General features: G+C 49.6%; 1 protein-coding gene. It reads right to left on the reverse strand.

Annotated elements, in window-relative coordinates; all coding sequences use genetic code 11:
- Positions 1 to 238 (reverse strand): hypothetical protein (locus KVT38_RS34165; RefSeq protein ID WP_217598138.1); only part of this gene is annotated, 238 nt, incomplete at both ends.

Consider the following 238-nt stretch of genomic DNA (forward strand, 5'->3'; position numbering starts at 1 on the left):
TTCATTATCGCTGTAGTAAACGACCGTATATCCCGATCCCGTAACGCTGGACGTCGGCGTTGGGAAATTTCGAAACCCGACCGGAAGCAGAATTCTCATGGTCCCATCCGGCATCTCGACTTCAGTGATTCCATTCACATGTACGATGGGGAACAAATTTCCTGCAGATGTGTAGCGATCCTCTTCTCCCACCACTTGCCCGCGATTTTCCCAGGTTTTCAGATCTGGTGAAGCTTTT

The sequence above is a fragment of the Cohnella sp. GbtcB17 genome, assembly GCF_019091135.1.
Lineage (GTDB): Bacteria > Bacillota > Bacilli > Paenibacillales > Paenibacillaceae > Cohnella.